The 22,991-nt window shown below is 71.7% G+C and carries 22 protein-coding genes; 12 read left to right on the top strand and 10 right to left on the bottom strand.

Features of this window, described 5'->3' with window-relative positions:
• Positions 1 to 103 precede the first annotated feature (103 nt).
• From ACRB68_RS09380 to ACRB68_RS09370, 3 genes are read left to right on the top strand one after another with little or no spacing between them, the layout of a single operon-like run.
• Positions 104 to 1,564 carry a hypothetical protein gene (locus ACRB68_RS09380; protein WP_153531715.1) on the top strand — a complete coding sequence of 487 codons (1,461 nt, stop codon included), beginning with the start codon at positions 104 to 106 and terminating at the stop codon, positions 1,562 to 1,564.
• Positions 1,565 to 1,582: 18 nt separating this feature from the next.
• Complete coding sequence (locus tag ACRB68_RS09375) at positions 1,583 to 1,984, top strand: DUF3592 domain-containing protein (protein WP_153531714.1); 402 nt, start codon at positions 1,583 to 1,585, stop codon at positions 1,982 to 1,984.
• A gap of 16 nt (positions 1,985 to 2,000) precedes the next feature.
• Positions 2,001 to 2,402, top strand: a complete 402-nt coding sequence (locus ACRB68_RS09370; RefSeq protein WP_153531713.1) for a hypothetical protein — start codon at positions 2,001 to 2,003, stop codon at positions 2,400 to 2,402.
• On the opposite strand, the gene ACRB68_RS09365 is transcribed toward ACRB68_RS09370, so the two are convergent.
• Entirely contained in the window at positions 2,393 to 2,779 is a 387-nt protein-coding gene (locus ACRB68_RS09365) for a hypothetical protein (protein WP_153531712.1), read from the bottom strand. The two genes, ACRB68_RS09370 and ACRB68_RS09365, sit on opposite strands and share 10 nt — an antisense overlap.
• A gap of 220 nt (positions 2,780 to 2,999) precedes the next feature.
• On the opposite strand from ACRB68_RS09365, the gene ACRB68_RS09360 reads away from it, so the two are divergent.
• Positions 3,000 to 3,374 (top strand): hypothetical protein, encoded by a 375-nt coding sequence (locus ACRB68_RS09360; RefSeq protein WP_153531711.1) that lies wholly within the window; start codon positions 3,000 to 3,002, stop codon positions 3,372 to 3,374.
• Positions 3,375 to 3,460: 86 nt separating this feature from the next.
• On the opposite strand, the gene ACRB68_RS09355 is transcribed toward ACRB68_RS09360, so the two are convergent.
• Positions 3,461 to 4,021, bottom strand: coding sequence for a hypothetical protein (locus ACRB68_RS09355; protein WP_153531710.1), 561 nt, complete (start codon positions 4,019 to 4,021; stop codon positions 3,461 to 3,463).
• Positions 4,022 to 4,235: 214 nt separating this feature from the next.
• On the opposite strand from ACRB68_RS09355, the gene ACRB68_RS09350 reads away from it, so the two are divergent.
• Positions 4,236 to 5,093, top strand: coding sequence for a serine/threonine-protein kinase (locus tag ACRB68_RS09350; protein ID WP_194293224.1), 858 nt, complete (start codon positions 4,236 to 4,238; stop codon positions 5,091 to 5,093).
• A gap of 259 nt (positions 5,094 to 5,352) precedes the next feature.
• Here ACRB68_RS09350 and ACRB68_RS09345 read toward each other — a convergent pair whose 3' ends face one another.
• From ACRB68_RS09345 to ACRB68_RS09330, 4 genes are all read right to left on the bottom strand, one after another.
• Entirely contained in the window at positions 5,353 to 6,921 is a 1,569-nt protein-coding gene (locus ACRB68_RS09345; RefSeq protein WP_194293223.1) for an OmpA family protein, read from the bottom strand.
• A gap of 172 nt (positions 6,922 to 7,093) precedes the next feature.
• Positions 7,094 to 8,230: an OmpA family protein gene (locus ACRB68_RS09340; protein ID WP_194293222.1), complete on the bottom strand. Its 1,137-nt coding sequence runs from the start codon at positions 8,228 to 8,230 to the stop codon at positions 7,094 to 7,096.
• A 119-nt stretch (positions 8,231 to 8,349) separates the two neighbouring features.
• The gene (locus ACRB68_RS09335; protein WP_153531706.1) at positions 8,350 to 8,943 is read right to left on the bottom strand and encodes an OmpA family protein; all 594 of its coding nucleotides are present in this window, start codon (positions 8,941 to 8,943) and stop codon (positions 8,350 to 8,352) included.
• On the bottom strand, positions 8,940 to 9,485 hold the full coding sequence (locus ACRB68_RS09330) for a hypothetical protein (protein ID WP_153531705.1): 546 nt from the start codon (positions 9,483 to 9,485) through the stop codon (positions 8,940 to 8,942). The genes ACRB68_RS09335 and ACRB68_RS09330 overlap by 4 nt, the downstream gene beginning before the upstream one ends.
• Before the next feature lie 155 nt (positions 9,486 to 9,640).
• Here ACRB68_RS09330 and ACRB68_RS09325 point away from each other — a divergent pair, with 155 nt between their 5' ends.
• The 6 genes from ACRB68_RS09325 to ACRB68_RS09300 all read left to right on the top strand — a co-directional run bounded on the left by ACRB68_RS09325 (position 9,641) and on the right by ACRB68_RS09300 (position 16,056).
• The gene (locus ACRB68_RS09325) at positions 9,641 to 10,186 is read left to right on the top strand and encodes a helix-turn-helix domain-containing protein (protein ID WP_207709617.1); all 546 of its coding nucleotides are present in this window, start codon (positions 9,641 to 9,643) and stop codon (positions 10,184 to 10,186) included.
• Positions 10,187 to 10,516: 330 nt separating this feature from the next.
• Entirely contained in the window at positions 10,517 to 11,347 is an 831-nt protein-coding gene (locus ACRB68_RS09320; RefSeq protein ID WP_153531703.1) for a hypothetical protein, read from the top strand.
• A 16-nt stretch (positions 11,348 to 11,363) separates the two neighbouring features.
• Entirely contained in the window at positions 11,364 to 13,328 is a 1,965-nt protein-coding gene (locus tag ACRB68_RS09315) for a fumarate reductase/succinate dehydrogenase flavoprotein subunit (RefSeq protein ID WP_153531702.1), read from the top strand.
• A complete protein-coding gene (locus ACRB68_RS09310) occupies positions 13,325 to 14,095 on the top strand; it encodes a succinate dehydrogenase/fumarate reductase iron-sulfur subunit (protein WP_153531701.1) in 771 nt (256 codons plus the stop codon). The genes ACRB68_RS09315 and ACRB68_RS09310 overlap by 4 nt, the downstream gene beginning before the upstream one ends.
• 226 nt (positions 14,096 to 14,321) lie before the next feature.
• The gene (locus tag ACRB68_RS09305; RefSeq protein ID WP_153531700.1) at positions 14,322 to 15,005 is read left to right on the top strand and encodes a Crp/Fnr family transcriptional regulator; all 684 of its coding nucleotides are present in this window, start codon (positions 14,322 to 14,324) and stop codon (positions 15,003 to 15,005) included.
• A gap of 43 nt (positions 15,006 to 15,048) precedes the next feature.
• A complete protein-coding gene (locus ACRB68_RS09300) occupies positions 15,049 to 16,056 on the top strand; it encodes a LysR family transcriptional regulator (RefSeq protein WP_328593960.1) in 1,008 nt (335 codons plus the stop codon).
• Between the two features lie 161 nt (positions 16,057 to 16,217).
• Here ACRB68_RS09300 and ACRB68_RS09295 read toward each other — a convergent pair whose 3' ends face one another.
• From ACRB68_RS09295 to ACRB68_RS09280, 4 genes are all read right to left on the bottom strand, one after another.
• Positions 16,218 to 16,970: a succinate dehydrogenase/fumarate reductase iron-sulfur subunit gene (locus tag ACRB68_RS09295; RefSeq protein ID WP_153531699.1), complete on the bottom strand. Its 753-nt coding sequence runs from the start codon at positions 16,968 to 16,970 to the stop codon at positions 16,218 to 16,220.
• Entirely contained in the window at positions 16,970 to 18,907 is a 1,938-nt protein-coding gene (locus ACRB68_RS09290) for a fumarate reductase/succinate dehydrogenase flavoprotein subunit (RefSeq protein ID WP_153532486.1), read from the bottom strand. Before ACRB68_RS09290 ends, ACRB68_RS09295 begins: the two co-directional genes overlap by 1 nt.
• Before the next feature lie 2 nt (positions 18,908 to 18,909).
• Entirely contained in the window at positions 18,910 to 19,599 is a 690-nt protein-coding gene (locus ACRB68_RS09285) for a succinate dehydrogenase cytochrome b subunit (RefSeq protein ID WP_328593959.1), read from the bottom strand.
• Positions 19,600 to 19,760: 161 nt separating this feature from the next.
• Positions 19,761 to 20,975: a PP2C family protein-serine/threonine phosphatase gene (locus ACRB68_RS09280; RefSeq protein WP_328593958.1), complete on the bottom strand. Its 1,215-nt coding sequence runs from the start codon at positions 20,973 to 20,975 to the stop codon at positions 19,761 to 19,763.
• A 300-nt stretch (positions 20,976 to 21,275) separates the two neighbouring features.
• Here ACRB68_RS09280 and ACRB68_RS09275 point away from each other — a divergent pair, with 300 nt between their 5' ends.
• On the top strand, positions 21,276 to 22,952 hold the full coding sequence (locus ACRB68_RS09275; RefSeq protein ID WP_328593957.1) for an ABC transporter ATP-binding protein: 1,677 nt from the start codon (positions 21,276 to 21,278) through the stop codon (positions 22,950 to 22,952).
• The last annotated feature ends 39 nt before the right edge of the window (positions 22,953 to 22,991 follow it).

Here is a 22,991-nt window from a genome sequence, read left to right as displayed (position 1 = left end):
CGGCGGTGGAGTCTTTTTTTGATCTTTGGGACCGAGGTTGGGCCCCTGGGCTCAGGTAAAGGTCCTGCTCGCGGAGTTTTGATGTTCACCGAGTAAGGAGTTGGTGAACATCAAGAGATGGCGGAGTGACCGGGGCGAAGGGTCGATCGGCTACATCACCGCGCTGCTGCTGGTGGCCGTGGTGGTGGCAGCCCTGATCACCACCGGGGTCGGTGGACAGATCAGCGGCCATGTCGGTGACGCGGTCTGCCTGGTGTTCAACGCGGGGGACGCCGCCAAGTGCGAGACGGCGGAGGACCGGGCGCTGCGCCCGGGCTGCCTGACCGCCATCGCCAGCGACAGCTACGGCGGCAGCGTCGAAGTCCTGTTCTTCCGGGCGGGCCGGGACTACACCTTCGTCCGCATCAACTCGATCGGGCCCGACGGCAAGAAGACCGTCAAGGTCCTGGCGGTGAAGGGCGTCACCGGCGGCGTCGGGACCGGGATCGGGATCGGGGTCAACGGCGGCAACCTGTTCAACCTCGGCGCCGACGCCCTCGCCGAGGCCAAGGTCCGGATCGGCGCCGGCGACGGCTGGCTGTTCACCGGCCCGGACGCCGACAAGCAGGCCGACGACTTCGAGAAGAAGATCCGCGAGCAGTACACGATCGACGCGGTGAAGGAGAACGGCGGGCTGCTCGGCACGATCGGCGGCGGCATCTACGACGCCGTCGCCGGCCCCGACATCCCCAAGTCCGACACCATGCGCTTCGAGATCGAGGGCGACGTCATGGCGGGCCTGTACGGCTCGGCCTCCATCGGCCCGAAGGACCCGACCGGCAAGCACCGCAAGCCCGACCGGCACACCAGCCCGCCCTCGAACAAGCCGCCGTCCGCCAAGGACAAGCTGCAGGCCAAGCTGCCCGACAGCCGGGGCAGCGACTTCGTCCTCCCCAACTCCTACGCGTGGGTCGGCATCGACGGCAACGAGAAGGCCATCGGCGAGTACAACAAGAAGACGGGCGAGACCACGGTGACCCTCATGCTGAAGGGCGAGGTGAACTACGGCGCCAACCTTCTGGTGGCCGGTCCGCAGGGCCGGGCCAGCTCGACGGGCTCGGTGGCGATCACCATGGACAAGAACAAGAAGATCACCGGGCTCACCCTCACCCAGACCCGCATCGTCAACGGCCGCGCCACGATGATCACCACCGAGCTGCCCATCACCAACGACGCCGACCGCGCCGCCGTCGCCGACTTCCTGTTCCACCCGCTCGGCGCCGTCCCGGGTTCGATGGGGGCTCTCGCCCTCACCTGGGACGACATGGCGCCGACCAAGGACCCGGGCCCGGACGCCACGCCGCTGCAGCGGCTGCTGTACGAGAAGGCGCGCTCGTCCAAGACCGACTACGACTATGACCAGCAGGACAACCTCTACGGCGCGAGCGTGAAGCTCGGCGTGCGGCTCGGTCTGAACGGCCTGTACTCCGAGTCCTCGCGGAAGGTGACCAATGGCGAGTACCTGGGCTCGGCCCGGCCCGACGGGACCCGGATCTACAAGCCCCTCCCGAACTGCAAGCTCTGACCGGGCCCGGGCGGCGGCATGATCGTGACGATCCTCGGCCTGCTGTTCGGCGGGGCCTTCGCCCTCGGCGGGGTGAAGGAGATCGCCGACCGGGTGCGGCTGCAGCGGCGGTCGCGCCGCGCCCGGGGGGTGTTCGTGGCCCGCGAGGAGGTGGGGAGCGTCGCGCACCCCGGTGTGCGCAGCCGGGCCGTCCGGTTCCGGTTCAGCACCGAGACCGGCCGGGTCGTCGAGCGGACGAGCGCGCTGACCAGCTTTCCCGGCCCGCGGCCGGGCCGCGAGGTGACCGTCGTCTACGACCCGGCCCGGCCGGAGAGCACCGCCGAGCGGGCCGGCGTGCACCTGGCGCTGCTGTTCCTGGCCGGCCCGGTGCTGATCGCGCTGGGCGTGACCATGATCCTCATGACCTGGCGCGCCGGGTGACGAAGGGAGCACGAGCATGGACCTGCTGAAGCCGTGGGGGGCCGCGATCCTGGCCTACCTGCTGGGCGCCGTCGTCAACGCGGTCCTCGTCGTCAAGCTGGGAACGATCCAGGAACCGGTCACGGCCGACGCGGCGCTGAGATGGGTCGCGCTGCCCGCCCTCGTCGTGTTCGTGGTCATGACGGTCGCCGCCGCGCTGTGCACCTCGGCCAGGGGACGCCGGCTGCTCCTCGCCGTCCTCGCCGTCCCGGCGCTCGGGGTGCTGCTCACCGCCGTCTTCGGCCTCGCCGACGGCGATGACGGCCTGGTCACCGGGCTCGGCACCGCGGGTTCGGCGGCCGGGACGGCCCTCGGCCTCGGCGCGGTGGCGCTGTACTACCGCCGCCGCTCGGCGCGGGAGTCCGGCGGCTACCGCTGAGCGGACCGGGCCCGCAGCACGTCGCCAAGCGCGTAGGGCAGGCCGGCGGTGACGGCCAGGAACGGCTCCAGCGCCAGGTCCGGGTGGCGCACGGCGGCGAACTCCGGCGCCGGCGCGAGCCGGTAGCGGGGGCCGGTGTCCGACTCCTCGCCGAACCGTTCCCACACGGACCTGCGTCCGGCCCGATCTCGGCCTTCGGCTTTCCGCCGATCGTGGCTGCGGAAGCGGGCCAGGCAGCCGGCGAAGGACACGCCGTCCCAGGCGTCGGCGTGCCGAGACGCCGGCCGGCGGGGTGGTGGGGCGCTGGGTGGGAACGCCGCCGAGAGGACGACGGCGACCATTACCGCGATGAGCAGCACGACGGCTACGTAGGACACCGGCCCTTCGCCGTGGACCGCCATGCCCATGACCGGCCGGTGTCGCGGGCCCCTGCCTCATGTCCCGGGCAGCGGACGTTATTGCTCACGCCATCCGGCGGGCCAAGGCCCCTGGCCCGCCGGCCTCGGCCGGTCCCTGGGCCCAGGGACCCTGGAACGTTCCGGGGCGGGCGCCCTAGGGTCCCCACCGATGGGCTCGGGAAACGCTCGGGGAGCGACGATGCATGCGCGGTCGGTGATGCCGCGGTCGGTACGGACCGCCAGGGTGCTGCTCTTCGTCGCTGCGGGGCTCACCGCGATGGCCGCGCTGGACGCCGGGCTCGAACTGGGCGGCGGCTACGGGGCCGGCATCGCGATCGCGGCCCTGCTGCCCGCCGCCGCGAGCGCAGCCGGCGGCCTGGCGGCGGCCCGGCGGCCCAGCCGCCCGCTGTGGTTCGCGATCCTCGCCCTGGAGGTCTTCTACCTGTTCTGGCAGTTCGGCCGCATCGGCGCCGGTGACGCCATGGGGCTGATCGGCCTGATCTTCCCGATCGTCATCCTGGTCATGGTCTGCCGCTCGTCGGCGCGGCGCTACTTCCGCACGGCCGGCGCCTGACCGCCCGCCGGTGGCGCGTGCGTCGCCCCGCCGTGCCTGCCGCATCGGCCCTTGAGTGAGACGGCCCGGCGAGGTGCTGGTGGACATCAGTGCGAGGGACCGGTCGGTGGTCGCGGGAAGGACGATGGCCCCGGCGCGTTCGGCGGGCTGCCGTAAGGCGGCGGACCATAGGGCGGCCGGAAGGGAGCCTGCGGAGAGCGTGCGGGGTTGAAGAAGGCGCTGGACGGCTTCAGCCACAGCAGGATGACGGTGCCCAGGCCGATCAGGCAGATGGTGAGGTCGACCAGCAGGCCGGGTGTTCCGCCGGCGGTGATGTGGAAGCTGAAACCGTTGACCGTGCCGTTCATGAAGACGGGGCCACCCGATGCCGTGCCCGAGCAGAACAGGGCGAACAAGACGCTCGCGGTGATCCGCGCCCAGTTCCGGCCCGCTCTGTTCATGAAGGCCATCCAGATCCACAGACCGGCGGCGACCAGGCCGAAGACGGCGGCCAGACCGGCCACGCCGTAGGCGAAGCCGTCGATGAGCGTCTCGGACGGGCGGCTCCCGGCCTTGGCGATCTGTTCTTTGATGGCGTCGCGCGTCGCGTCCACGTTGAGGAACGCGACGATGACGCCGAGCACCTGCAGGGCCGCGCCGGCCAGCATCAGCGTGAAGGCGATCCGGACCGTCACCGGGCGCGGCGGCCGCTGAGGTGCCGGGCGGGCGGATCCGTCAGGGGGATAGGGGCCTGGTGCGGCTGTCATGGCAGCTCCCGGGGCGGGTCGGGCGGATGAAGGCCAGGGAGCGGGCGCATTTCTCCGTCCCCCTTCTGGAACGGACGGGGCATCCTCCATGCGGATGTTCCGTACGATTCGTCGGGTGAAGGCGGGGTGGGTGATCGGCGGCCGGTTCGTGATGCTCGACCGGATCGGGATCGGCGGGACGAGCCGGGTGTGGCGTGCCTGGGACCAGCGGGAGGGCCGGTACTGCGCGGCGAAGCTCGTCCGGCAGTCAGCCGGCACCTCGATGCTCCGCGTGGTGCGGGAACGGGCGCTGCGGCTCGCGCACCCGCACATCCTGACGCCCTACGCATGGTGCACCACCGAGGACGACGACGTGCTCCTCGCGATGGACCTGGTCCGGGGTGGTTCACTGGAGACCCTCCTCGGGGACTATGGCCGGCTGCCGCCCGCGTATGCCGCGGAGGTCCTGGACCAGATGCTCGCGGCGCTGAGCCACATTCATACGCTCGGCGTGGTGCACCGGGACGTGAAACCGGCGAACGTGCTGCTGGAGCCGAGCCCGGTCGGCGCGCCGCACGCGCGCCTCGGCGATTTCGGCATCGCGCTGAGCGGGGACGGGGAACGGCTGACCACGACCGGCTTCGCCGTCGGCACCCCCGGCTATCTGGCGCCGGAGGTGCTGGACTGGGCGCCGCCGGGGCCGGCCCAGGACCTCTACGCGGCCGGCATGGTGTGCTGGCGGATGCTCACCGGGAAGGGCGACCCCGAGCCGCGCCAGTGGGTGGGGCCGCCGCCGCTGGACGTGCCGCCCAGCCTGTGGCGGGTCGTCGCGCACCTGTGCGCGCAGCGCCCGCAGGACCGCCCGGCGGGCGCGGCCACGGCCCGCCGCGCCCTGTCCGCGTGCGGGCTCCGGCTGGACTTCCCCGTCCGCACGGTGGACGGGGAACCGCTGCAGATCTTCGATCACCTGGGCCCTCCTCCCACGTCCGCCTGACCTCGGCGCCCAAGGACGGTTCCGCTCTGCCCGCGGCGGAGCGGTGGGTTTCTTCGCTGCGGCGTGGACCGCTGTGCGTCCGCCGGGCCCAGGTGCCGCACGGCGCCGGTCGTTCCGAGGCCCGTGTGCGGCGTCGTTCCAAGCCCGGCTGTCCTTGGCGTCCATGAGCCGCTCGACGGGGCTTCGCTGTGGCGTGGATCTTTGTGTGCGCTGTACCCATCGAGACCAGGTGCCGGACGATCCGAGGCCTGCGTGCGGGTCACTGGATCGGGACGCCGGGGATCTGGCCGAACGCGCCCGCGTCGAAGGTGACGCTGGTGGTGTTCGCCGGCGGCGCGGCCACATAGATGTAGCTGCGGAAGGTCAGCTTCGGCGTGTTCGTGCCGATGTCTCCTTCGAGGTAGTTGATGCTGTCGGCCGAGCCGATGCGGACGGCCCGATAGATGATCTTGGTGGCGGGATCGACGACGCTGAAGGCACCGAACCGGCCGCCCTTGTCGAACACGCCGAAAGGGCTGTTCAGCCCGGTGTTGCGTTCCTTGTCGTCGAGCAGCGAGATCTCGAACGGGACCGCCAGGTAGGCGCCGTCACGGTAGAAGGGGGCGACGCGGATCCGGTACTGCTGGCCGCGGAAGACGCCGGTGCGTTCGGCCACGGGCTTCCCGTCGGTGCGGAAGCGGGCGGGCGGCGCGACGGCGCCCGGCGCCGCGGTGGTGGTCGTGGTGGTGCCCGGCAGCTGCTGCTTGATCTTGTAGGAGATGTCGACGCGGCGGTTCTTCTGGCGGGCCTGCTCGTCGTCGGCACCGCCCTCCTTGACGGCCGGCTCGGTCTCGCCCTTCCCCGCGGTCACGTACCGGTAGGCGCCGCCGAGCCGGGCCTGGAGTTCCTTGCGGACGGCCTCGGCGCGCTGCTGGGAGAGGCGCATGTTGTAGGCGTCGTCGCCCTTGGAGTCGGTGTGGCCGGTGATGGTGATGGGCGGCTTGGCGGGGTCGGCCTTCTCCCGGGTCTCGTTCGCGACCTGGTCCAGGACGGCCTTGGCCTTGCCGGTCAGCGTGGCCTTGTCGAAGTCGAACAGGACGTCGGTGCGCAGCCCGATCTTCTCCTCGCCACCGCCGGAGGTGGTGGTCTGCGTGTCGTTCTCGCGGATGTCGGTCAGGTCCGCGACCCAGGTCTTGATCTCCCCGGTCGGCGCGTCGGCGGCCAGCGTGCCGGTGGGGCTGGGCGACGGCGACGGGTTGGGGAGCGAGGTCGGCGGCCGGGTGGTGCCCTGGACGACCGGCACACCGGGGAAGGAGCCCGGCGCACCCGGGGTGCGGACCATGACGCGCTCGACGTTGCCGGGCAGGACGGGGTAATAGACGTGCCCCTCGTACGGGACGCCGGGCTCCAGCGAAGTGAAGTTGTTCTGGCTGCCGAACCCGTCGTCGTCTTGCGCGCGCAGCGCGAAGTAGTACTTGCGTCCCACGGTGTCCACCAGGGCGATGCGGCCGAAGGACCGGTCGAGGTACCAGTTCCCGAACAGCATGCTGGTGTCCTGCGGCTTGGGCCCGATGTTGGTGATGGCGAAGCGCAGCACCGAGTACTCCTTGAAGCGCTCGACCTGCTTCATCTCCATCCGGAAGGGGTACGGCTCGCCCATGTAGTTGATCTGGTAGATGCTGTCGCGGACGATGCCCTGCCCCGCCACGGGCTCGGCGCCGCCGCCCACGCTCGGCTGCGCGGAGGGCTTGCCCGCCGGCGGTTTCCCGCTCGCGCGGCCACCGGAATCACAACCGGCGAGCACGAGGGCGATGGCGACCACTGTCACCACGGAACGCTTGTTGCGCATCGCATGCTCTCCTCTGGGTGCGTGCGGCATCGGACCGGCGCTGAACGCCCGGCCGCGCTGCCGCTGGCCGGCCGGGTATTGGCCTGGTGGGGCGGCTTCGCTTCGTTCGTTTGGCCGGGCGGTGGTCTTGTGTGCTGCCGTGTTGGGTGTGGCGAACCGTCCTTGGGGCGGTTCAGTGCTGCTTGGCTGAGATGACGACTCGGCGGTTCTTGGCGCGGCCGCCGGGGTCGTCGGAGCCGCCCGGCTTGGTGTTGGCGGCGACGGGCTTGGTCTCGCCATAGCCGGTGGCCTTGAGACGGTCGCGGGATATCCCGCCCCTGGTGGCCAGCCATTCGACGATCGCCCGGGCGCGCTGCTCGGAGAGCGCCTGGTTGGTGGCCGGGTCGCCCTTGGCGTCGGTGTGGCCGTCGACCTGGACGGTCGCGGTGGCCGGGACCTCGCGCTCGATGGAGGCGGCGACCTTGGCCAGTTCCGCCACGGCGGCGGGTTTGATGTCGGCCTTGCCGAAGTCGAAGAGCACGTCGGCCTCGATGTTGTAGGCGATCCGGCCGTCGCCCTTCAGTACTTGGCTCTTGCCGGCGGTGTAGGACTTCAGTGCGGCGGACGGGACGCTCACCGGCGGGATCTTCACCGGAGGAACGTTGATGCTCGGGATCCTCACCTCAGGGATGCACTCGTGCTTGTCGTTGCAGGCGGAGGCGCGGTAGAGCGAGGAACGGTAGGCCGACGACCGGTACAGGGACGACCGGTACGCCGACGACCGGTACGCCGAGCTCACATATTCGCCCTCCTGCTTCGGCTTGCTCTGGCACACCTCGTCCACGTGCACCTGCTCCTGGTGCACCGCGGCCGAGACCACCTCGGGCGTCCGGACCGGCTCGGCCTTCACCCCGGCCACGTTCACCCCCGGGATCTTGGCGCCCGGGACGCGCACCTCGGGGATGGAGGTGGCCGGGATGGTCACCGCGCTGAGGCAGCCGCCGGGCGCCGGCCTGATGTCGACGCACTGGGCCGGCACCCGCTGGGCGGGGATGTCCACGCCGGGGACGGTGACGGCGGGGACGGTCTGCCCGCCGACCTTCGCCTCGGGGATGTGCACCGGGTCGGCGTGCACGGCCGGGATCTCCACGGCCTTGATGAGCTGCCCGCCGTTCGGGCACGACGTCGGCTCCGGGCCGCCGGGCGTCGGCGTGCCACCGGTCGCCGCGGCCGAATGCCCGCCGCCGGCGCTGGTGCGAGGCCGTTCCGGGTCGCCGCCGCAGGCCGAGACGAGCAAAGCCAGCGCCAGGGCGGCGGTGAGTGCTTTCACTGCGTGCTGCATGGGCGGTGCCTCCAGGTCGGTGCCGCGCGGACGGGAACAGCCGCTCGGCCTGGGCCGCCCCGCGGCAGGGAGGACTTGGCAGGCGAGCAGTGGGGGTGTGGTCGGGGTCAGCCTTGCTGGTAGGTGATGTCGACCCGGCGGTTCTTGGCGCGGCCGTCGGGGTCGTCCTTGTCGCCGTTCTTGTTCGGGGCCACCGGGCGGGTCTCGCCGTAACCCTCCGCGGTGAAGGTGAGGTTCGTGCCGGTCAGGGCGCGCTGGAGTTCGGCCTTCACCGCCTCGGCCCGCCGGCGTGACAGCTGCAGGTTGTAGGCCGGGGCGCCGACGCTGTCGGAGTGGCCCGAGATCTGGACGGCGCCCGTCGCGCTGCGGAGCTTGGGGGCGAGTTCGGCGATGCGGCGGCGGGCCGCGTCAGTGAGGGTCGCCTTGTCGAAGTCGAACAGCACGTCCGCCGACAGGTGCAGCGTGACCTGCTCGCCGTTCTTCTCCTCGGTCTCCAGCGGCACGACGGCGTGCTGCAGGTCGAGGTCGGTGATGGAGGCCGCCGTGTTGAGGTCGGTCACCGCGCCGGTCGCGTTGATGTCGTGGACGGCCTGGGCGAGGTTGGGGTCGGGGACGTCGGGATCGGCGGCGGCGAGGCCCGGCACCCCGAGCGCGAGCGCGAAGGCGGCCGCGGCGATCGCCGCCCGGTGCGGCCGGCTCATCGCTCCACCGGGACGTTGCGGAAGGTCGGCCAGGCGCCGTACTGGACGTCGAGGACCTTCACGTTCTCCGGTGGGGCGGCGAAGGTGTAGGTGAGGGATGCCGGCTGGTTGTTCGCTATGTGGGTGAAGATGTCGTTGGACTGCAGTTCCGTGCTGCCGGAGTCCTTCACCACGACGTAGCGCTTGAGGTTGACCGGGTCGAGCAGCGAGGTGCCGAGGCCGTTCCCGCCGTTCAGCCCGTAGGGGTTCGGGTTCTGTTCGCCGCCGGGCGGGACGTGCGGGGTGAGCTGGACGGTGAGCGTCGCCAGCTTGGCCCGCACCTTCAGGCCCATGATGGCGATGTCGACCGTCGCCCCCGCCGCGATCGGGCTGGGGAAGGTGCCCTTCACGATGGTCTTGCCGGCCCCGTCCACACTGGCCTTGGCCCCGCCGCCGCCCCCGCCGGGCGCCGACGCGTCGTCACCGAGTATCGAGCAGCCGGTGAGGCCGCCCACCAGCAGGGCGGTGGCCGTCAGGATCGTCGTGCGCTGCAGCGGACGCATCGCTCTTCCTCTCTGCCGGGGACCGGCGCGGATCGGTTCGGGCCGTCACATATGCAAACCCGCGATGTCGTGGCACGATGTCAAGGGAGGCCCCTCGCGGGTGTGCAGGTGAAAATCTAATGTTTGCAACTGCGAATGGTCAAGGGGGGATAGGGGTGAGTGGCGCCGAGGACACCGTCGCCCGGAACCGGGCTCTGCAGACCGAGTGGTACGGGGAGCCGCTGGGCGACCGGGTCCGCCGGCTGCTGGAGCGCTACCGGCTCTCGCAGTCGGGCCTGGCCGGCGTGCTGGGCCTGTCCCCGCCGATGCTGTCCCAGCTGATGTCCGGCCAGCGCGCCAAGATCAGCAACCCGGCGGTGCTGAACCGGCTGCTGGCGCTGGAGGAGCTCGCCGAGGCGCCCGATTTCGACAGGCTGTCGCACGCCGAGCTGCAGGAGCGCCTCGGCGAGATCCGCGCCGAGGCGGCCGCGACCACGTCGGGCATGCGGATGACCTCGCCCGAGCGCTCGCCCGTCGAACGGCAGCTGGCCGCGCGGGCCGTTCAGGCGCTGCTGCGGGAGGTCGCCTCGGCCGGCGAGATCGAGCAGGCGGCGGCGCTGATCGAGCAGGGGTACCCCGGGCTGGCCGAGGTGCTGCGCGTCTACGGGACGGGGCGCGCGAGCGACGCCGAGGCGCACTTCGCGCGCACGCTCGGCCACTGAACCGCCGATCGCCCTACCGCATGCCGCCGGCCCGGCCCGCCATGCCCGTCTGGGCTCGTCTCGATAGCCGCTGGCCATAATCAATGGTTATGGGAAGACCGCGATGGCGCCCGGGATGTGCCGACTCACTGTCTGTGGTCAGAGTCACATCGGCGACCGGCTGTTATGTATGTCACATCGCCGCGCGGGTGGCGTAAGGTCGCTTCGCTGGAAGCGCACTCGTGGCGTCACCGCAGCCTGCGGCGGCTCCACCGGCCGGGCGCGACGGCCGTAAGCGTGCGCTCATCCGTGAACGGGGACCCCGAAGACCCGAGCTCAGGAGAGCGATCGATGAGCACTGTGGAGGCGCCGGCCAGAACGCGCGCCCGTATCAAGGAACGTACGCTCCGCAAGGACAACTGGCGCCTCTACCCGATCACCACCTTCGTGATCTTCACGGCGTGGGTGGTGTACGCCACCATTCGCGCGTTCTGGGGCTCGGCGTTCTACGTCCCCCAGTACCACTACCTGACGCCGTTCTACTCGCCGTGCTTCAACGAGATCTGCAACGGCGTCACGGTCGACGGGCACACCGGGGACGCGGCGGAGTTCGGCACGTTCCTGCCCGCGGGCACCAGGGGCTTCATCCCGTTCGCGGTGATCTCCCTGCCGTTCCTGCTGCTGTTCCGCCTGACCTGCTACTACTACCGCAAGGCGTACTACCGCTCGTTCTGGGCGTCGCCGCCCGCCTGCGCCGTCGTCGAGCCGCACGCCAAGTACACCGGCGAGCGCCGCTTCCCGCTGATCGGGCAGAACCTGCACCGCTACTTCTGGATGGCCGCGTTCCTGATCTCCCTGGTCAACACCTGGGACGCGGTCCGCGCCTTCCACGGCGAGGACGGCGGCTTCGGCATCGGCCTCGGCACGCTGATCCTGGTCGCCAACGTGGTCCTGCTGTGGGCCTACACGCTGTCGTGCCACTCCTGCCGGCACATCGTCGGCGGCCGGCTGAAGCACTTCTCCAAGCACCCGGTCCGGTACTGGATGTGGGGACAGGTCTCCAAGCTGAACAAGCGGCACGGCACCTTCGCGCTGATCACCCTCGGCTCGCTGGTGGTGGCCGACCTGTACGTGGCGCTGGTCGCGAGCGGCACCATTTCCGACCTGCGATTCTTCAACTAAAGGGGGCCCGGAGATCATGACCGAGATCGAGCGGCACTCGTACGACGTCGTGGTGATCGGCGCGGGCGGCGCCGGGCTGCGCGCCGCGATCGAGGCGCGCCTGCAGGGCAAGAGGACGGCGGTCATCTCCAAGTCGCTGCTCGGCAAGGCGCACACCGTCATGGCCGAGGGCGGCGCCGCCGCCTCGATGGGGAACGTCAACCCCAACGACAACTGGAAGGTGCACTTCCGCGACACCATGCGCGGCGGCAAGTTCCTCAACAACTGGCGGATGGCCGAACTGCACGCCCAGGAGGCCCCCGACCGGGTCTGGGAGCTGGAGCACTGGGGCGCGCTGTTCGACCGCACCAAGGACGGCAAGATCAGCCAGCGCAACTTCGGCGGGCACGAGTACCCGCGGCTGGCGCACGTCGGCGACCGGACCGGCCTGGAGCTGATCCGCACCACCCAGCAGAAGCTCGTCGCGCTGCAGCAGGAGGACCACCGCGAGTTCGGCGACTACGAGGCCCGGCTGAAGGTGTGGGCCGAGACGACCGTCACCCGGCTGCTGCTGGACGGCGACCGCATCGCGGGCGTGTTCGCCTACGTCCGCGAGACCGGGAAGTTCGTGGTGATCGAGGCGCCCGCGGTGGTGCTGGCGACCGGCGGTATCGGCAAGGCCTTCAAGGTCACCTCCAACTCCTGGGAGTACACCGGCGACGGCCACGCGCTGGCGCTGCTGGCGGGCGCGACCCTGCTCAACATGGAGTTCGTGCAGTTCCACCCGACGGGCATGGTCTGGCCGCCGTCGGTGAAGGGCATCCTGGTCACCGAGTCGGTGCGCGGCGACCGGGGCATCCTGCAGAACTCCGAGGGCAAGCGGTTCATGTTCGACTACATCCCCGAGGTGTTCAAGGACAAGTACGCCACCTCGGCCGAGGAGGCCGACCGCTGGTACGACGACCCCGACAACAACCGCCGCCCGCCCGAGCTGCTGCCCCGCGACGAGGTCGCGCGCGCCATCAACTCCGAGGTCAAGGCCGGCCGCGGGTCGCCGCACGGCGGCGTCTTCCTGACGGTGGTGGGGCGCATGCCCGGCGGCGCGGAGGAGATCCGGCGCCGGCTGCCCGCGATGCACCACCAGTTCATGGAGCTGGCCGACGTCGACATCACGCGCGAGGCGATGGAGGTCGGCCCGACCTGCCACTACGTGATGGGCGGCGTCGAGGTCGACCCCGACACCGGCGCGGCGCTCGTGCCGGGCCTGTTCGCGGCCGGCGAGTGCTCGGGCGGCATGCACGGCTCCAACCGGCTCGGCGGCAACTCGCTGACCGACCTGCTGGTCTTCGGCCGGCGCGCCGGGCTCGGCGCCGCCGAGTACGTCGACGCGCTGGCGGACCGGCCCGCGGTGCCCGCGGACGAGGTGGACCACGCCGTCACCGAGGCGCTCGCGCCGTTCGGACGCCAGGACGGCGAGAGCCCCTACGCGGTGCACGCCGAGCTGCAGACGACGATGAACGACCTGGTCGGCATCATCCGCAAGGAGGGCGAGCTGCAGCAGGCGCTGCAGTCGCTGGACAAGCTGCGCGAACGGGTCGCGGCCGTCGGCGTGGCGCCCGTCGCGGTCGGCGACGACGGCCGCGGCTACCACCCCGGCTGGCACCTGGCGCTGGACCTGCGCAACATGATGCTGGTGTCGGAGGCCATCGCCAGGTCCGCGCTGGAGCGGCAGGAGAGCCGCGGCGGCCACACCCGCGACGACTACCCCCAGATGTCGTCGGAGTGGCGCAAGGTCAACCTGGTGTGCCGGCTGACCGGCGACGCCGCCGACCCGCGCGTGGAGGTCCGCCGCCAGCCGATGGAGCCGATGCGGGCCGACCTGATCGAGCTGTTCGAGACCGACGAGCTGAAGAAGTACCTCACCGCCGAGGAACTGCCCGGGAGCATCGCCGGGGCCACCGCGGTCGAGGACGGCCGGACCGGCGAGGAGGGCGACCGATGAGCTACGAGGCGAAGTTCAAGGTCTGGCGGGGCGACGACGGCGACGGCGAGCTGGTCGACTACACCGTGGAGGTGAACGAGGGCGAGGTCGTCCTGGACATCATCCACCGGCTGCAGGCGACGCAGGCGCCCGACCTGGCGGTCCGCTGGAACTGCAAGGCGGGCAAGTGCGGGTCGTGCTCGGCCGAGGTCAACGGCATGCCGCGGCTGATGTGCATGACCCGGATGTCGACCTTCACCGAGGACGAGACGATCACCGTCACCCCGGTCCGCACCTTCCCGGTGATCCGCGACCTGGTCACCGACGTGTCGTTCAACTACGAGAAGGCGCGGCAGGTCCCCTCGTTCGACCCCGGCGACGTCGGGCCGGGCGAGTTCCGGATGCAGCAGGTCGACGTGGAGCGCTCGCAGGAGTTCCGCAAGTGCATCGAGTGCTTCCTGTGCAACAACGTCTGCCACGTCGTCCGCGACCATGAGGAGAACAAGCCGGGCTTCGCCGGGCCCCGGTTCCTGATGCGCACCGCCGAGCTGCAGATGCACCCGGCCGACGTCGCCGACCGCCGCGAGATGTCGCGCGACGTGCAGGGCCTCGGCTTCTGCAACATCACCAAGTGCTGCACCGAGGTCTGCCCCGAGCACATCAAGATCACCGACAATGCGCTGATCCCGCTGAAGGAGGAGGTCGTCGACCGCCGCTACGACCCGGTGGTGTGGCTCGGCACCAAGCTCGGCATCGTCAAGAAGGCGCACGACACCCCGCCCGCCTGACGCCCCGGGGGCACGCCGGCGGGCGGCGTGCCCCCGCACCGCCGCCCGCCGCGCCGCCGTTCCCCACGAACGCCGCCGGTGCCGCCGGCCGTCCGGCCGGGGCACGTCGTGGTCCACGGTGGCGCGGCGGGACGGCGTTGAATAGGGACGAGTGCACAGAACGCGTGATGCGTTCGTGATTGAAGTAAGAGTTACCCAGACGGACATGTCCCTTTAGCTTGGAGACATGAGCGTGCTGGAACCGGGCTCGTTCCTCGCCGAGCTGTCCCCGCAGGACCGGGCCGACCTGGAAGACCGCGGCCGGATCCGCGAGTTCGCCCGCGGCGAGGTGCTCTTCCAGGAGGGCGAGCGGTCCTCCTGGGTGGCGGTGCTGCTCACCGGCCGCGTCAAGGCCTTCTCCAACCGCGAGCACGGCGGCGAGGCGCTGCTGGCGGTGCGCGGCCCCGGCTCGCTGCTCGGCGAGGTCGCCGCGATCGACCGGCGGCCCCGGTCGGCGACCGTCACCACACTGGAACCGGCCCGCGCGCTCGCGCTCACCGCCGAGGACTTCATGGGCTTCCTGCGCACGCACGGCGCCGCGTCCATCCTGATCATGAAGACGCTGTGCGAGCGGTGGCGCGACGCCGACCGCAAACGCGCCGAGTTCGGCATGTTCGACGCCACCGGCCGGGTCGCCGAACGGCTGGTCGAGCTCGCCGAGCGCTTCGGCGTCCCCTACAGCGGCGGCGGGGGCAAGAGCGTGCGGATCACCTTGAACCTGTCGCAGGAGGAACTGGCCGGCTGGGTCGGCGCGTCCCGGGAGGCCGTCAGCAAGGCGCTGCGCACGCTGCGCGCGGACGGCCTGGTCGAGACCGGCCGCCGCAGGGTCATCGTGCACGACCTGCAGGCGCTGCGCGAGCACGCCCGCTGACCGCGCGCCGGCCCCGCCGGACCGGGGCCGTACTGTGTGCAGGGTGCAGTTACAGCAGCTCGCGTACTTCGTCGCCGTCGCCGAGGTCCGGCACTTCACCCAGGCGGCGGAACTCCTGCGGATCGCCCAGCCGTCGCTGTCCAAGCAGATCCGGGCGCTGGAGGCCGAGCTCGGCGCGTCGCTGTTCAGCCGCGCCCGCGGCAACATCACGCTGACACCCGCCGGGGAGGCGCTGCTGCCGACGGCCAAACGGATCCTCGCCGACGTCGAGACCGCCCGGCTGGAGGTGCAGGAGCTGGCCGGGCTGCGCCGCGGCCGGGTCCGGCTCGGCGCGACGCCGTCCCTGTGCGCCGGGCTGCTCGGCGACGTGCTGCGCCGCTTCCACGACGCCTTCCCCGGCATCCGCATCCTGGTCGAGGAGGGCGGCTCGCGCGACCTGGTCCGCGAGCTGACCCGCGGCTCGCTGGACCTGGCACTGGTCATCCTGCCGCTGCACGGCGACCCGCCGCTGGACACCACCCCGATCCTGCGCGAGCACCTGGTCGTCGCCTCGCCGGTGGAGCCCGGCGCGCGCGGCGACCGCGCGCCCGCGCACATGCCGCGCCGCGCCCACCTGCGGATCTCCGACCTGCGCAACCGGCCGATGGTGATGTTCCGCTCCGGCTACGACCTGCGCGAGGCCACCATCGGCGCCTGCCGGGCCGCCGGGTTCGAGCCGCGCTTCGCCGTCGAGGGCGGCGAGATGGACGCGGTGCTGCGGTTCGTCGAGGCGGGCCTCGGCATCGCGGTCGTGCCGAGCATGGTGCTGGCCGGGCGGCCGGGGCTGCGCGGCACCCCGCTGGTGCTGAGCGAGGCCGAGGAGGACGCCGCGGCGCGGCGCGGGCAGCCCGGCCCCGGCCTGCAGCGCACGATCGCCCTCGCGCACCGCAAGGACGTGGACCTCACCCACGCGGCCCGCGCCTTCCAGGACACCCTGGAGACCTTCCTGGTGGAGGCGGCCCTCGCCGGCAGCCTCCCGGCGGGCGTGGAGACCCTGGTCACCGGGTCCTGAACGCGAAAGCGCCCCGGGCCAGGGGCCGGGGCGCTCTCGATCGCTCAAGCAGGACTACCTGGAGGCAACCGCTGGCGGGCCGCAATGGAGTCCGCTGGTCGGGTACCAGCGGAGATGCCGAGCGACCAGGTCAGCCTAGCGAGCAGCCGGTGCAGGCATGCTCACTTTCGGCGACCGCCGGCGGTCGCCTTGATGTAGTCGTGGTTCAGGCGGCCGATGACGTCCAGCGGGATGCCCTTCGGGCAGGCCACGGTGCACTCGCCGGTGTTGGTGCAGCCGCCGAAGCCCTCCTCGTCGTGGGTCTCCAGCATGCCGACGACGCGGTCCCAGCGCTCGGGCTGGCCCTGCGGCATCAGGCCGAGGGCGGTGACCTTGGCGCCGAGGAACAGCGCCGCCGAGCCGTTCGGGCAGGCCGCGACGCAGGCGCCGCAGCCGATGCACTCGGCCGCCTCGAAGGCGCGGTCGGCGTCGGGCTTCGGCACCGGGACCGAGTGGGCCTCGGGGGCGGTGCCGGTCGGCGCCGAGATGTAGCCGCCGGACTGGATGATCCGGTCGAACGCGCCGCGGTCCACGACCAGGTCCTTGACGACCGGGAACGCCTTGGCGCGCCACGGCTCGACGTCGATGACCTCGCCGTCCTTGAACTTGCGCATGTGCAGCTGGCAGGTGGTGGTGTTGCGCTCGGGGCCGTGCGGGGTCCCGTTGATGACCAGGGAGCACATGCCGCAGATGCCCTCGCGGCAGTCGTGGTCGAACGCCACGGGCTCTTCGCCCTCGGCGATCAGCTTCTCGTTGAGGACGTCCAGCATCTCCAGGAACGAGGCGTCGGGCGAGATGTCGTCGATGGGGTACTCGACCATCTTGCCCTTGTCGGCGGCGTTCGTCTGGCGCCAGATGCGCAGGGTCAGCTTCATTACTTGTACGACCTCTGGGTGGGCTTGACGTATTCGAACTCGAGGGCTTCCTTGTGCAGGACGGGCTGCTCGCCCTCGCCCGCCCACTCCCAGGCGGCGACGTAGGCGAAGTTGGCGTCGTCGCGCTTGGCCTCGCCGTCCTCGTCCTGGCTCTCGGCGCGGAAGTGGCCGCCGCAGGACTCGGCGCGGTGCAGCGCGTCGATCACCATGAGCTCGCCGAGTTCGAGGAAGTCGGCGACGCGGCCGGCCTTCTCCAGCTGCTGGTTCAGCTCGTCGCCCTTGCCGGTGACCTTCAGCCGGGTCCAGAACTCCTCGCGCAGCGCCGGGATGAGCTCCAGCGCCTTGCGCAGGCCCTCCTCGGTACGTTCCATGCCGCAGTACTCCCACATGATGTGGCCGAGCTCGCGGTGGAAGGAGTCGACGGTGCGGTCGCCGTCGATGGACAGGAACTTCTCGACCTGGTCCTTGACCCGGGTCTCGGCCTCGGCGACCGCGGTCTCGGCGACCGGCGGCAGCTCGGTGCGGGCGATGTAGTCGCCGACGGTGTTCGGCAGCACGAAGTACCCGTCGGCCAGGCCCTGCATCAGCGCGGACGCGCCGAGGCGGTTGGCGCCGTGGTCGGAGAAGTTGGCCTCGCCGATGACGAACAGGCCGGGGATGTTGGACTGCAGGTCGTAGTCGACCCACAGGCCGCCCATCGTGTAGTGCACGGCGGGGTAGATGCGCATCGGGGTGTCGTAGGGGTTCTCGCCCGTGATGCGCTCGTACATCTCGAACAGGTTGCCGTACTTGGCCTCGACGGACTTGCGGCCGAGCCGCTCGATCGCGTCGGCGAAGTCCAGGTAGACGCCGAGGCCGCCGGGGCCGACGCCGCGGCCCTCGTCGCAGACGTTCTTGGCGGCGCGCGAGGCGATGTCGCGCGGCACCAGGTTGCCGAAGGAGGGGTAGATGCGCTCGAGGTAGTAGTCGCGCTCGTCCTCGGGGATCGACGACGGCTTGCGCTCGTCGCCGGCCTTCTTCGGCACCCAGACGCGGCCGTCGTTGCGCAGCGACTCCGACATCAGGGTCAGCTTGGACTGGTGGTCGCCGCTGACCGGGATGCAGGTCGGGTGGATCTGGGTGTAGCAGGGGTTGGCGAAGTAGGCGCCGTGCTTGTGCGCCCGCCAGGAGGCGGTGACGTTGGAGCCCATGGCGTTGGTCGACAGGAAGTACACGTTCCCGTAGCCGCCGCTGGCGAGCACGACGGCGTCGCCGGTGTGGTGCGAGATCTCGCCGGTGATCAGGTTGCGGACGACGACGCCGCGGGCGCGGCCGTCCTCCATGATCAGGTCGAGCATCTCGTGCCGGGGGTGCAGCTCGACGTTGCCGGCGTCGACCTGGCGCATGAGGGCCTGGTAGGCGCCGAGGAGCAGCTGCTGCCCCGTCTGGCCGCGGGCGTAGAAGGTGCGCGAGACCTGGGTGCCGCCGAAGGAGCGGTTGTCCAGCAGGCCGCCGTACTCGCGGGCGAAGGGCACGCCCTGCGCGACGCACTGGTCGATGATCTGGGTGGAGATCTCGGCGAGGCGGTGCACGTTGGACTCGCGGGCGCGGAAGTCGCCGCCCTTGACGGTGTCGTAGAACAGCCGGTGCACGCTGTCGCCGTCGTTGCGGTAGTTCTTGGCGGCGTTGATGCCGCCCTGCGCGGCGATGGAGTGGGCGCGGCGCGGGCTGTCCTGGAAGCAGAACTGCACGACGTGGTAGCCGGCCTCGGCGAGGGTGGCGCCGGCCGAGCCGCCGGCCAGGCCGGTGCCGATGATGATGATCTTCTTCTTGCGCTTGTTGGCCGGGTTGACGAGCTTGGCCTCGAACTTGCGCGTGGTCCAGCGGTTCTCGATCGGGCCCTGGGGGGCCTTGGCGTCGGCGATCGGCTCGCCGGACTTGTAGAAGCTGTCGGTCATGTTCAGCTCACCCATCCGAAGGTGATGGAAACCGGGGCGGCGATGAAGCCGAGGGCGATCACGACGGAGAGGGCGCCGGCCAGCAGGCGCAGGCTCTTCTCGTTGCGGCGGGAGCGCAGGCCGAGGGAGTTGAAGGCGCTCCAGACGCCGTGCCACAGGTGCAGTCCGACCAGCAGGACGGCGAGGACGTACCAGATGGTGATGTACCAGCGGGAGGGGTCGAAGTCGGCGACGACCCGCTCGTAGGGGGTGGCGTCGGAGCCCTTGGGGTTCACCACGAAGAAGGTGAGGTCCAGCAGGTGCCAGATGATGAACAGCAGCACGATGACGCCGCCGTACCGCATCGTGTGGGTGGCATAGCCGTGCGCGTGCGACTTCTTCTTCGAGTGGTACTTCACCGGGCGGGCTGCGCGCGCGCGGCGCGCCAGCGATGTCGCCGACCAGATGTGCAGGACGACCGCGAGGCCGAGGACGACCTCGGTGAGCGTCAGCACGGTGCGGTGCGGCACGGCGGGCTCGCCCACGGTGCGCAGCCAGTGCGCGTAATGGTTGAAGTCCTCCGCCCCGAGGAAGATCTTCAGGTTGCCCACCATGTGCAGGACCAGGAACATCACCAGGATGCCGCCGGTCACCGCCATCACGGCCTTCTTGCCGACGGTCGATCGATAGATCGCAGGTATCGCTATAGCCACGCCCGCAAGGTATGCCTGCCTCGGTAAAGACTTCCAAGTCATCACCGCACTTGTTTCGATAGCCTGAGGCTATGAACAGTGTGGGAGCGGGGTTTTCCTACACCGCGTCAGGCCCGCTTAGTGAGGGACCTCACAGGGGGTGCGGGAACTCGCGGGCCGGTTCAGGGGCGATGTGACAACAGCAGCACGGCGAGGTCGTCGGCGAGTGAGTCGCCGTTCAGCCGCTCCACCTCGGTGACGAGCGCGTCGATCAGCGCCCGTCCCGCCGCGCCCCGCCGCTGCGCCGCGGCGGCCAGCCGGGTGAGGCCGTCGGTGCCGAGCCGGTCGGCCGAGCCGGGGCCGACGCGGCCCTCGATGATGCCGTCGGTGTAGAGCATCAGGCCCCAGGACTCGCCGAGGTCGATCTCGGTGGTCGGCCACTCGGCGCCGGGCACCAGGCCGAGGGCGGGGCCGTGCCCGTAGTCGGGCAGCGGCGCGACCTGCGGCGGGCCGCCGGGCACGTCGCGGAACAGCAGCGGCGCCGGGTGGCCCGCCAGGTGCATCCGGGCGGTGCGCCGCGACGGCGCGATCGTCACCATGCACAGCGTCGTGAAGATCTCCTCGCTGCGCCGCTCGTGCCCGAGCACGGTGTCCAGGGTGCCCAGCAGCTGCTCGCCGGTGTGCCCGGCCAGCACCAGGGTCCGCCACGCCATGCGCAGCTGGACGCCGAGCGCGGCCTCGTCGGGGCCGTGCCCGCACACGTCGCCGATCATCAGGTGGACGGCGCCGCCCTCGGTCTGCACGGTGTCGTAGAAGTCGCCGCCGAGCAGCGCCCGGCGGCGGCCGGGCCGGTACCGGGTGTGGTGCCGCAGCGCCGGGTCGTCGATCAGCGGGACCGGCAGCAGGCCGCGCTCCAGCCGGGCGTTCTCGCGGCCGAGGATGCGCGCCTCGACCAGGCGCCGCTCGGTCTCCTCGGCGCGCTTGCGCTCGATCGCGTAGCGGATGGCGCGGGCCAGCAGCGGCCCGTCGACCTGCTGCTTGACCAGGTAGTCCTCGGCGCCGGCGGCGACGGCCTGGACGCCCAGGTGCGCGTCGTCCAGCCCGGTCAGCACCACCACGGCGGCGGTGCCCGACAGCGCCAGCACCTCGCGCAGCCCGTCGATGCGGTCGACGCCGGGCGCCGACAGGTCGACCACGATGCACTGGATGCGGCGGGTGAGCTTGCGGCGGGCCGAGTCCAGGTCGCCGGCGACGGTCATCCGGGCGTCCAGGCCGCTGCCCTGGAGCATCCGCTCGACCAGGAAGACGTCGGAGGGGTCGTCGTCGATGAGGAGCAGCTCGACGGTCTCCTCGGCGGCCGGGGAGACGGGGTGCTGCTGATGGCTGAGGGTGCTCACAAAGGGTTCCGGACTGTCGGCGGGCTGGCGCACTGGCAACGGCCGGGCCGCCCCGGGGGTTCCGGCGCCGCCTCGCGGACGAGGCCGGGGCCGGTCCGGCGGGACGGACCGTGCCGGGCAGCGGCATCTGCCCAGCCGCCAAGGTCCCGGCGCGAGGAGCGGAGGAACATCGCTCCCGTACCTGTCCGACTTTAGCGCCTTCCCTCGCGGGCACGCACCCCCCGAGGGGGCCGGAACGGGCGCCGGGCACCGCCGGAAAACCGTTCGTGCCGGAGCGGGGCCGCCGCTTACCGTCGACGGGTGAAGCGCTTACCGGTCCAAGATCCAGGTACGCCCGTCCATCGGACGCCGGGGCGCTACCTGCGCTGGCTGGTGCGCGTACAGCGGCGCGGCGTGGCGGGGTCCGTGCTGTTCGCCGTGGTCTGGATGCTCAGCCAGGCGCTGATGCCGGCCGTGGTCGGCCGCGCGATCGACCGGGGCGTGGCCGCCCGCGACGGGGACGCGCTGCTGGCCTGGTCGGCGGCGCTGCTCGGCCTCGGCGCCCTGCAGGCCATGGCCGGCGTGTTCCGGCACCGGCTGTCGGTCTTCGTCTGGCTCGGCACCGCCTACCGGACCGTCCAGGTGGTCACCCGGCAGGCGTCCCGGCTCGGCGCGACGCTGCCGAGGCGGATGAGCGCGGGCGAGGTCGTCAGCGTCGGCGTCTCCGACGTCGCGCACCTCGGCGACGCGGTCGACATCCTCGGCCGCGGCACGGGCGCGGTCGTGGGGATCGTCGTCGTGGCGGGGATGCTGCTCGGCACCTCGCCGCGGCTCGGGCTGGTCGTGCTGATCGGGGTCCCGGTGATCCTGGCGGCGGCCGCGCCGCTGCTGCGCCCGCTGCAGGCGCGCGAGGAGCGGCACCGCGAGCTGGTCGGTGAGCTGAACTCGCGCGCCACCGACCTGGTCGCGGGGCTGCGGGTGCTGCGCGGCGTCGGCGGCGAGGAGCTGTTCGCGGGCCGCTACCGGGACGACTCGCAGCGGGTGCGGCGGGCCGGCGTGGACGTCGCGCGCGCCGAGTCGATGCTGAGCGGCGCCGAGATCCTGCTGCCCGGCCTGCTGGTCGCGCTGGTCACCTGGCTCGGCGCGCGGTACGCCGCGGCCGGGACGATCAGCGTCGGGCAGCTGGTGGCGTTCTACGGCTACGCGGTGTTCCTGATCCAGCCGCTGAAGACGCTGGGCGAGGCGGCGGGCAAGCTGACCAAGGGCCGTGTCGCGGCGGGCCGCGTCGTGCGGCTGCTCGCGCTGGAGCCCGAGCTGCCCGACACCGGCACCGTCCGCCCGGCCGGACCGGCGGAGCTGGTGGACACGGCGTCGGGCTTCGTGGCGCGGCCCGGCGTGTTCACCGCGATCGCTGCGTCCGACCCGCGCGACGCGCAGGCCATCGCCGACCGCCTCGGCCGGTACGCCGGCGGCGACGTCACCTACGGCGGCGTGCCGCTGCGCGACGTCGCCGGCCTGCGGGAACGGGTGCTGGTCGCGGTCAACGAGGACCGGCTGTTCGCCGGGCCGCTGTGGGAGGGCCTGCGCCCCGCCCGCGGCGGCGGCGACCTCGCCATGGCGGTCGAGGCGGCCTGCGCCGCGGACGTGGTCGCCGCGGCCGGGCCGGACGCCCGCGTCGCCGAGGCCGGCCGGGAGTTCTCCGGCGGGCAGCAGCAGCGGCTCCGGCTCGCCCGCGCCCTCGCCGCCGACCCCGAGGTGCTGGTGCTGGTCGAGCCGACCAGCGCCGTCGACGCCCACACCGAGTCCCGCATCGCCGCCCGGCTCGGCGAGGCGCGCGCGGGCCGCACCACGGTCGTGTGCACCACCAGCCCGCTGGTGCTGGACCGCGCCGACCATGTCGTCTACGTCGAGCACGGCCGGGTGGCCGCCGAAGGCGCCCACCGCGACCTGCTGGGCAGCGCGCCGCGCTACGCCGCGTGCGTCACCAGGGGAATGTGATGAGTACTGCGAGCCGCCGCGCGGCGGCTGGACCGAGGA

The organism is Actinomadura macrotermitis (genome assembly GCF_009604375.1).
Classification (GTDB): domain Bacteria; phylum Actinomycetota; class Actinomycetes; order Streptosporangiales; family Streptosporangiaceae; genus Spirillospora; species Spirillospora macrotermitis.
Note: the sequence above shows the minus strand (reverse complement) of the source record. Positions and strands in the feature narration are given on the sequence as shown.

Excerpts from the sequence above, each read along its gene's own strand:
- ACRB68_RS09295 (WP_153531699.1), bottom strand. The coding sequence starts at position 16,970 with ATGAAGCTGACCCTGCGCATCTGGCGCCAGACGAACGCCGCCGACAAG.
- ACRB68_RS09310 (WP_153531701.1), top strand. The coding sequence starts at position 13,325 with ATGAGCTACGAGGCGAAGTTCAAGGTCTGGCGGGGCGACGACGGCGAC.
- ACRB68_RS09305 (WP_153531700.1), top strand. The coding sequence starts at position 14,322 with ATGAGCGTGCTGGAACCGGGCTCGTTCCTCGCCGAGCTGTCCCCGCAG.
- ACRB68_RS09315 (WP_153531702.1), top strand. The coding sequence starts at position 11,364 with ATGACCGAGATCGAGCGGCACTCGTACGACGTCGTGGTGATCGGCGCG.
- ACRB68_RS09345 (WP_194293223.1), bottom strand. The coding sequence starts at position 6,921 with ATGCGCAACAAGCGTTCCGTGGTGACAGTGGTCGCCATCGCCCTCGTG.
- ACRB68_RS09370 (WP_153531713.1), top strand. The coding sequence starts at position 2,001 with ATGGACCTGCTGAAGCCGTGGGGGGCCGCGATCCTGGCCTACCTGCTG.
- ACRB68_RS09330 (WP_153531705.1), bottom strand. The coding sequence starts at position 9,485 with ATGCGTCCGCTGCAGCGCACGACGATCCTGACGGCCACCGCCCTGCTG.
- ACRB68_RS09360 (WP_153531711.1), top strand. The coding sequence starts at position 3,000 with ATGCATGCGCGGTCGGTGATGCCGCGGTCGGTACGGACCGCCAGGGTG.
- ACRB68_RS09355 (WP_153531710.1), bottom strand. The coding sequence starts at position 4,021 with ATGCTGGCCGGCGCGGCCCTGCAGGTGCTCGGCGTCATCGTCGCGTTC.
- ACRB68_RS09320 (WP_153531703.1), top strand. The coding sequence starts at position 10,517 with ATGAGCACTGTGGAGGCGCCGGCCAGAACGCGCGCCCGTATCAAGGAA.
- ACRB68_RS09335 (WP_153531706.1), bottom strand. The coding sequence starts at position 8,943 with ATGAGCCGGCCGCACCGGGCGGCGATCGCCGCGGCCGCCTTCGCGCTC.
- ACRB68_RS09375 (WP_153531714.1), top strand. The coding sequence starts at position 1,583 with ATGATCGTGACGATCCTCGGCCTGCTGTTCGGCGGGGCCTTCGCCCTC.
- ACRB68_RS09290 (WP_153532486.1), bottom strand. The coding sequence starts at position 18,907 with ATGACCGACAGCTTCTACAAGTCCGGCGAGCCGATCGCCGACGCCAAG.